We start from the raw sequence: 8,156 nt of genomic DNA, 5'->3' as shown, positions 1-8,156 counted from the left end.
GCCAGCCGCTGCGCGGCCCGCTTGCCATACTCGCCATGCGGAAGGTCATAGGCGTCATCGGTGGTGGTGGCGGTCTCCTTCACACCCCAGTCCACCCCGAGCACGCAAGTTCGGCCGGCTTCCCGGTCGTCGCGGGTCCTTGCGCCAAGCGCGCCGGGATCCGGCGACGCGAACCGTCCGACACCGCCACTGGGTTCGGTACGGCCCCCTGTCCGCGCCGTCGCTCCGTGCGGGACCCGGTCTGCCGGCGATGGGGCCGCCTTCGGTCCCGCCTGTCATGCCGGGCCGGGCGATACTCCGTATACGTGGGCCAGCCCGGCAACGGTCCTTGCGATCAGTGCCCTCAGCTCTGTGGGGGCCAAGACCTCGGCCTCCGTCCCGAGGCGCAGCAGCATGCCCGCGGCGTGCTCCACGGACTCGATCGGGATGGCCACCTGAACTCGGCCGTCGGGACCTGGTGGTCCGGCGGTGTCGTGGGCAACGCGCACCACCGCCGGTTCCATGAAGTCGGGCAGCTGTTCCATGATGTGCGGTGACAACCGCAGGACTGCTTCGCCCTGGTAGCGGCGTGCGTCGAACTCCTCGAGATACGCCCCCCAGTGCGCGGCCAGGTCGAAGTCATGGGGCCGGTCGAAGTGGTCATCCAGTATCCGGATCCGCAGGATCTGGGAGATGCGGTAGGTGCGGACGGAATCCGAATGGCTTGCTACCAGGTACCAGCGGCCGGCTTTGAGCACCAGCCCGTAGGGCTCCAGCGTCCGGGTCACCTCCTGGGGAGCTTTCCAGCGGCGGTAGCGGATCCGGATGGGCTGCTGGTGCCATACCGCGTCGACCACGGCAGCCAGGTGAGGAGTGGGCTCCGTTCGGTCGTACCAGCCCGCGGTGTCCAAGTGGAACCGCTGCCGCAACACGCCGGTCCGGTCGCGCAGTTCGTGGGGCAGCGCGGCCATCAGCTTGAGCTGGGCGGTGGCGAGCACACTGCCCAGGCCGAGGTCGGCGGCCGGTCCGGGCAGTCCCGCGAGGGACAGCGCCTCCGCCTCTTCGTGCGTCAGTCCGGTCAGCCGTGTCCGGTACCCATGCACCAGCCGGTAGCCGCCGTCGTGCCCTGGGTCGGCGTAGAGCGGGACTCCGGCCGCGGCGAGCGCCTCCATGTCCCGGTACACGGTGCGGACGGACACCTCCAGCTCGTCGGCCAGCTGCTGGGCGGTCATGCGCCCGCGGTCCTGGAGCAGCAACAGGACGGACAGCAATCGGCTCGCACGCATGAGGCGAGTCTGCCGCAATCCCCTGACACCAGGTGTCAGGGATGTCGGGCTAGGTTTCCCGCCGGACCGCACGTTCAGCACACGAGAGACAGCAGAGGGCAAGGACGCATGCACTCCTCGTTTCGCCGCAGAACCGGCACCGGCGACCCCGGCTTCCCCGTGGGCACCCGCGGTGTCGCGGACCGGCCGCTCGTCGCGCCGTCGACTGGAAGCACTGCGTGGGATGGGTTTCCGGGCACCGCGCCCTGTCACGGCGCCCTGTTCGACGCGGCCGCCGCGCTCGGCGACATCGCCATACCCACCAAGGGAGTCATCGGCATGACGCACGCGCTGGCGGGCTTCCGCCGCAACGGTCAGGTTGCCGCATGACCGACGGACTGGCCACGCGCGAAGTCTCGGCTCAGCCGGTCGGGCGGTTGACCGTCTGGCAGGGAGCCGCGCTGTATATCGGCGCCGTCCTCGGTACGGGCGTGATCGCTCTCCCCGCGCTCGCCGCTCGGGCTGCCGGGCCGGCGTCCTTGCTTGCCTGGGTCGCGCTCGTAGTGGTGTCGGTGCCCCTCGCCGCCACGTTCTCGGCGCTCGGGGCGCGATACCCGGACGGCGGCGGAGTCTCCACCTACGTCCGGCATGCCTTCGGGGCACGGGCCGCGGCGGCGGTCGGCTGGTGCTTCTACTTCGCCGTACCGGCGGGGGCTCCGGCGGCGGGCATGTTCGCCGGCGCGTACGTGACGAGCGCCCTCGGTGGCGGTCAGCGGACGGCGACGGCAACGGTGGTGGCACTGGTGATCGTGGTCGCCACGGCCAACTGGTTCGGGGTGACCGTCTCCGGCCGACTCCAGCTCGTGCTCGCCGTGCTCCTCGTCACGCTGTTGCTGGCCGCCGTGCTTGCGGCACTGCCTCACGCCCGCCTCGCCAACCTGCGGCCGTTCGCGCCGCACGGCTGGCTGGCGATCGGTCCGGCGGCTGCCTTGTTGGTCTGGAGCTTCGCAGGCTGGGAAGCGATCACCCACCTCGCCGGGGACTTCCGCCATCCGGCGCGGGACCTGCCCCGAGCCACCGGCATCGCGGTCGTGGTCGTCGGCGTTCTCTATCTCGCGGTCGCCACCGCCGGCGTGATGGTGCTCGGCCCGGCCGCCGGGACGACGGACGCCCCGCTCGCCGAGCTGCTCGCCCTCGGCATCGGTGGCACCGTCCGGGTCCTCGCCGCTGGCGCCGCAGTCCTGCTGACCCTCGGCACGATGAACGCCTATTTCGCCGGCGCCGCCAGACTCGGTGCAGCGCTCGGCCGTGACGGCGCGCTGCCCGGCTGGCTGGCCCGAGGCGCCAGTGTCGGCGAGGTGCCACGACGCAGCCTGGCCGTCGTCACTGCGCTGTCCGGCCTCGCCCTCGTCACCACGACAGCCGCAGGCGTCGGCCCCAGCCCACTCGTGCTTCTCACGACCGGATCATTCGTGACCGTGTACGCGTTGGGAACGGCCGCGGCCCTACGGCTCCTGCCGCGCGGCAGCCTGGCCCGCCGTACCGCTTTCCTTGCCCTCGTCGCTGTCTCCGCGCTCCTCGTCATGACCGGCTGGTACCTGCTCTGGCCGCTGGTCGTCACCGTGAGCGCGCTGTGTTACCTGCGCCGACGCGCCCGTGCCGACGGTCGCAAGGCGGGAGGACCAGGACAGGGACGCATGACCCCGCGGCAGGCGGGTGATGTTCCCGGCGAGCGCTGATCAGGTGGGGCGCACTGCTGAGCGGCAGGGGTGTCGACGAGGAAGGCGACGTCAGGGGCGGAACGATGTCGCCTTGGTCGTTGACGAAGGCGACATCGACGGGCTGCCCGGTGGAGGCGGTGCGGCGCAGAGCGCAGGGGCCTGCCGGGCGCGGCATGTGCGTGTCTCCCCACCGCTGCGAGGACGAGACGCAGGTCGCGGCCGGCGACGGTGAGGTCGCAGGCGTCGCGGGGCCGGCTGCCCGACTCCTGGTAGGTGCGGGTCTCCAGCACCCGGCCGACACAAGCGTCTTCAGACGTGCAGGGACAGCCGAGGGGCCGGTCGGGCCGCACCGCATGGCCACCGCACCGGCACACCCCTCCCCTGGAGACCGCCGCCTGGAGCGTCGCGGGGTGGAACAGGACGCATGCGGCCGCGACGACGAGCAGTGTGGCGCTACGGCGCGCCGTCGATGACGAGAAATAGGTTGTGCCTGTGCAATTCGCGATCTCGATCCCACAGTTCCACGCGGATGGTGAGTTCGATCCCGCCGCGTTCCGCACCTATCTCACACGGGTCGAGCAGTTGGGCTTCGACAGCGCCTGGACGCAGGAGCAGACACTGGGTTTCAGTCCGCAGCTCGGACCGATGGAGACCATGACCTACGCCGCTGCCTGCACGGAGCGGCTGCGTCTCGGATGCGTGGTCTTCGTGTCCACGCTGCACAGTCCGGTGCACTTGGCCAAGAGCATCAGTTCGCTGGACCAGATCAGCCGAGGCAGGATCGAGGTCGGCTTCGGTACGGGCGGCAAGCAACGGCCGTTCGCGGCTTTCGGTGTCGACCAGGAGCGCTACATCGCGCGCTTCTGGGAGGGCGTCGAGCTGATGACCCGGCTGTGGCGCGACGACCGCGTCGACTTCTCCGGCGAGTTCTGGCAGTTGACCGACGCCGGCATGGAACCGAAACCGTTCCAGAAGCCCTCCCCGCCGGTGTGGTTCGGCGGGAGCGGGCGCATCGCGTTGCGACGCGCCGTGACGAGTGGCCTGTTCAGCGGCTTCTTCGGTGCGGGACAGGTCCAGACTGCGAAGTTCGCCGACCAGGTCGAGATCGTACGGCAGGCCCTGGCCGAGTCCGGCAGGCCGACAGATGACTTCCGTATCGCCAAGCGTATCTACATCGCGCTGGACGACGATGCGCAGCGGGCCCGCAACCGGATCAACGCTGCGCTGGCCGCGCTCTACATGAAGCAGTCACCTGACATCGAGGCCGCCGCGATCGCCGGAACGCCAGGGGAATGTGCACGCCAGTTGCGTAACGTCGTCGCTGCCGGCGCGGAACTCATCTTGTTCACGCCGCTTTTCGACCCCGCCGAACACCTCGAACGGCTGGCCGCTGAGGTCATCCCGGAGCTTGCTGCGTCCGGCCACGGTCCCGGCTGAGGCAAAGGGATCGACACCGGGTGGGCCGCCTACGGCAACGCGTAGGCCCGCCTGGTGGCCGCGCCGAAGAATACCCGAGCGGCCACTGACAGGTTTCTGTTGCCCAGGCGTGGGCGCATTCCAAGACGACGTCCAGCCATACCTCGTCGTTCATCTCGCCGTTCACCGGCGTGAATAGCGTCTCGGATCATGGACAACCGTCACAACAGCGCCGCAGGCATGACGCGACGCGGGCTCATCGTCGGCGCTGTCGCCGCCGGGCTCGCCGCGACCGGCAGCGGCGTCGCAACCGCCAGTACCGGCCAGGAGAGCAGACCCGAGCAGCTCGGGGGCGCCCCCGCTTCCCCCGTCGCGGCGTCGAACAAGCGATTCGGATACGCAGTTCCGACATACCAGACGACCATACCCGGGGAGTCGGTCGAGGCCGATCGGGTGGACTGCCCCGTGGCACCCGGGATCGTCCTCACCTCCTTCGACACCTTCGGCCGTACCGGTTGGATGCGGGTCCATGTACTCAACGCCGACCTGGCCGACGAGTCGGTCGGCGTAAACCTGATCGCCGACAAGGTGAGCGAGGCGCGGCCGCTGTCGCAGGCGGCCGGCGCCCAGCATGCGGTCGCCGCCGTCAACGGTGACTACTTCAACATCACCGAGACCAATGCGGCCGAGGGGCCGGAGATCAAGGGCGGCGAGCTCCGCAAGGGCACGAACCAGTCGTCGACCGTCGCGGCGATCGGCACGGACCGGGTCGCCCGGCTCGCCGATCTCATGCTCACCGGTACGGTCACCGTGGCCGGCACCCAGCGGCCGCTCGCCGCGCTCAACTCGTCCACCGTGCCGGCCGACGGCATCGCCGTGTTCACCCCGCCGTGGGGGCCGGGCGACCGCACGCTCATCCACGATGCGGGCCCCTACACCGAACTCGTCGTCGAGAGCGGCAAGATCACCGCGGTCAACAGCAAGATCACCGATACGGCCGTACCGGACGGCGGTCTGATCGTCCTCGGTCGCGGCGCCGCCTCCGGCCAGCTGGCCACCGCCCGGCTGGGTGACACCGTCACCGTCGGGTTCCAGCCGCAGAGCGACACGACCGCCGAGCTGCGCATGGCGCTCGGCAGCGGGTCGGTGCTGGTCCGCAACGGTGCCGCGATCGACTTTCCGCCGAGCACGGGCAACGACGCGCCCAAGCCCCGCACGGCCATCGGCTGGCTGGACGGCGGGCACAGGCTTCTGCTGGTCGCGGTCGACGGCTCGGCGAACTTCTCCCCCGGCCTCAGCTTCGACGACATGGCCAAGCTCATGGTGCGCCTCGGCGCCACCGAGGCGTTCATGCTCGACGGCGGCGGCTCCACCGAACTGGTCGCTCGACGGCCCGGCGACGCCGGGGCGGGCGTCATCAACACTCCGTCGGACGGGAACGAGCGGCCGGTGCCGAACGGCGTCGGCCTGTTCGCGCCGCAGGGCTCGGGCACCCTGCGGGGACTTGACGTGCGCCCCCAGGCCGACCGAGTGGTTCCCGGTCTCACCCTTGACGTTGCGGTCGCCGGCTACGACGAGACGTGGGCGCCCGTCGCGGTCGGCAAGCAGCCGGTCAAGTGGACTGCCGAGCCGGGCTCGCTCGGCAGGGCGCGAGACGGAGTCTTCCGCGCCAAGCGGCCGGGATCCGGGACGCTGCGCGCCCGTTCCGGGTCCGCGGACGGCGAGCACGAGCTGCGCGTCGTCGGCGATCTGCACCGGTTGGCCTTCTCCCAGCGTGCGATCACCATCGACCCGGACGCGACGGCGCACGTCAGACTCACCGGGTACGACGCCGACGGATTCGACGCACCGGTGGCACCGCGCGATGTGACGCTCGACTACGACAAGTCCGTGATCACGGTGACGGCCGAGTCAGACGGAAGCCTCGCCATCACCGGCGGTTCGAACGCGGGCGGCAAGGCGGTGACCCTCACGGCGACGGTGGAGGGGGTGACGGCCAAGCTTCCGGTGACAGTGGGTCTGATCGATGTCTCGCTGGCCGAGTTCGAGCCGGCCGAACGCTGGACAGCGGCCTCCGCCCGGGGTACCGCGTCGGTCGCCTTCGTCGCTGCCCCGGACCGACCCGGCGCCGCCGCGGACAACCACGCCCTGCGGCTCACCTACGACTTCACCGGGCAGTCCAGCACCTCTGCGGCCTACGCGGTGGCCGGCGCCGGTCCGATCACCCTGCCCACAGGGGCGAAGAAGCTCGCGCTGTGGGTCAACGGCGACGGCCAGAAGCACTGGCTGCGCGCCATGATGTCCTCGCAGGGCACCACCAACGTGCCGTTCACCTTCGCTCTCACCGTCGACTGGACGGGCTGGCGCCGGGTCGTCGGCGACATACCCGCCGGCTTCTCGGAGCCCATCACGCTGCAGCGTGTCTACACCGCCGAGACGTCGCAGACCAACAAGAACGCCGGCCAACTGGAGTTCGACGCGCTCGCCGCACAGGTCGGGCAGCAGGGCGACACCAGTGAGCCGCCGCAGCCGGACCCCTACGTGGTCGAGCAGGGCGGCGTTCCTGAGGACCGGTGGACGTTCGCCGTTCTGTCCGACCTCCACATCAGCGCGGCCGCCGGCCTGAACTCCTTCTCGGGACGGCAGGCCGCCATCGCGCTGGACCAGGCCGTCGCCGGCAAGCCCGACTTCATCCTCATCAACGGCGACTTCGTCGACAACAACACCCTCGCCGACTTCGAGCTCGCCAACGGACTGCTGCGCGACCACGTACCGAGCGACCTGCCGGTCTACTGGACGCCGGGCAACCACGAGGCCGGCCTGTCGGCGACCGGCGGGCTCGAGGCGTTCCTCACCGCGACCGGCCGTCCCAACCGGATGGTCTTCGACCACAAGGGCACCCGCTTCATCCTGCTGGACTCCCACACCGGCGACATGCGGACGTCGGACTGGGACCAGGTTCCGCTGCTGCAGTCCGAGTTGGCGAAGGCGGCGAAGGACTCCTCGGTCACCGGCGTCGTGGTCTCGTTCCACCACCCCCTGCACGACCCGTCCGGCGCCGCGGCCTCACAGCTGTCCGACCAGCTCGAGGCGGACCTCCTCAAGCGCTGGCTGGCGGACTTCCGGGAGAACTCCGGCAAGCCGATCGCGCTGTTCACCGGTCACGCGCACACCGCGTCGGTGACCCGCGCCGACGGTGTGCTCGAGGTCACCACTCCGGCTGTGGGCAAGACGCCGTACAGCTCGCCCGACCAGGGCGGGTTCTTCGGCTGGATGCACGTCGGGGTCGACCGGCGGCCCGCTCGGGTGAAGGCCGGGCAACCGAGCCCGGAAACCCGGGACTGGCTGCAGGCGGAGAGCCGGCCGCTGATCGACAAGATCGAGCTGTCGGCCCCCGACCAGGTCGCGGTGGACCACTCGGCGACGGTGTCCGCGACGGGCATCACGAGCGAATTCGGCCTCAGGTTCCCGCTGCGCTTCCCCGCGACGGTCACCTGGGGCGGCGACTCCGGGCTCGTCGTCGTGGACTCGGCCTCCGAGGCGAAGCACGCCGAAGGGAGGCCGAGGACCCTGGCCGTGCTCGACCTGACGTCCGGCACGCTGACCGCGGTGCGGCCCGGGACGATCACCCTCACAGTCGCCTCGGGCGGCCAGACGGCCTCGGCGACCGTCACGCTCGCCTAAGAGTCATCCCGTAATGGGATGCCGTCCGACCAGTTCCTGTTCGGGAGTGCCACGCCTGTGGGTGGGGCGTTCCCTACTGGGGCGGCTGTTC

Annotated in this window: 5 protein-coding genes and 1 pseudogene; 4 read left to right on the top strand and 2 right to left on the bottom strand. The window is 70.5% G+C overall.

The features are described 5' to 3' along the window. Both ACWDA7_RS47785 and ACWDA7_RS47780 read right to left on the bottom strand, forming a co-directional pair. Window positions 1–104: pseudogene (locus ACWDA7_RS47785) on the bottom strand (RNA-guided endonuclease TnpB family protein); the annotation flags it as partial. A gap of 171 nt (window positions 105–275) precedes the next feature. Continuing rightward, a complete protein-coding gene (locus ACWDA7_RS47780) occupies window positions 276–1,265 on the bottom strand; it encodes a helix-turn-helix transcriptional regulator (protein WP_450613834.1) in 990 nt (329 codons plus the stop codon). 108 nt (window positions 1,266–1,373) lie between these two features. Between ACWDA7_RS47780 and ACWDA7_RS47775 the strand changes: the two genes are divergently transcribed. The 4 genes from ACWDA7_RS47775 to ACWDA7_RS47760 all read left to right on the top strand — a co-directional run bounded on the left by ACWDA7_RS47775 (window position 1,374) and on the right by ACWDA7_RS47760 (window position 8,065). Then, window positions 1,374–1,634, top strand: a complete 261-nt coding sequence (locus tag ACWDA7_RS47775) for a hypothetical protein (protein ID WP_450613832.1) — start codon at window positions 1,374–1,376, stop codon at window positions 1,632–1,634. Next, window positions 1,631–2,983 carry an APC family permease gene (locus ACWDA7_RS47770; RefSeq protein WP_450613830.1) on the top strand — a complete coding sequence of 451 codons (1,353 nt, stop codon included), beginning with the start codon at window positions 1,631–1,633 and terminating at the stop codon, window positions 2,981–2,983. The genes ACWDA7_RS47775 and ACWDA7_RS47770 overlap by 4 nt, the downstream gene beginning before the upstream one ends. 474 nt (window positions 2,984–3,457) lie before the next feature. Continuing rightward, window positions 3,458–4,402 carry an LLM class flavin-dependent oxidoreductase gene (locus tag ACWDA7_RS47765; protein ID WP_450613828.1) on the top strand — a complete coding sequence of 315 codons (945 nt, stop codon included), beginning with the start codon at window positions 3,458–3,460 and terminating at the stop codon, window positions 4,400–4,402. Window positions 4,403–4,591: 189 nt separating this feature from the next. Next, on the top strand, window positions 4,592–8,065 hold the full coding sequence (locus ACWDA7_RS47760) for a phosphodiester glycosidase family protein (protein WP_450613826.1): 3,474 nt from the start codon (window positions 4,592–4,594) through the stop codon (window positions 8,063–8,065). The last annotated feature ends 91 nt before the right edge of the window (window positions 8,066–8,156 follow it).

The sequence above is a fragment of the Streptomyces sp. NPDC001156 genome (genome assembly GCF_053598275.1).
The sequence above is the reverse complement of the archived record's forward strand: the minus strand, read 5'-3'. Positions and strand labels throughout refer to the sequence as shown.

Excerpts from the sequence above, each read along its gene's own strand:
- ACWDA7_RS47780 (WP_450613834.1), bottom strand. The coding sequence starts at position 1,265 with ATGCGTGCGAGCCGATTGCTGTCCGTCCTGTTGCTGCTCCAGGACCGC.
- ACWDA7_RS47775 (WP_450613832.1), top strand. The coding sequence starts at position 1,374 with ATGCACTCCTCGTTTCGCCGCAGAACCGGCACCGGCGACCCCGGCTTC.
- ACWDA7_RS47770 (WP_450613830.1), top strand. The coding sequence starts at position 1,631 with ATGACCGACGGACTGGCCACGCGCGAAGTCTCGGCTCAGCCGGTCGGG.
- ACWDA7_RS47760 (WP_450613826.1), top strand. The coding sequence starts at position 4,592 with ATGGACAACCGTCACAACAGCGCCGCAGGCATGACGCGACGCGGGCTC.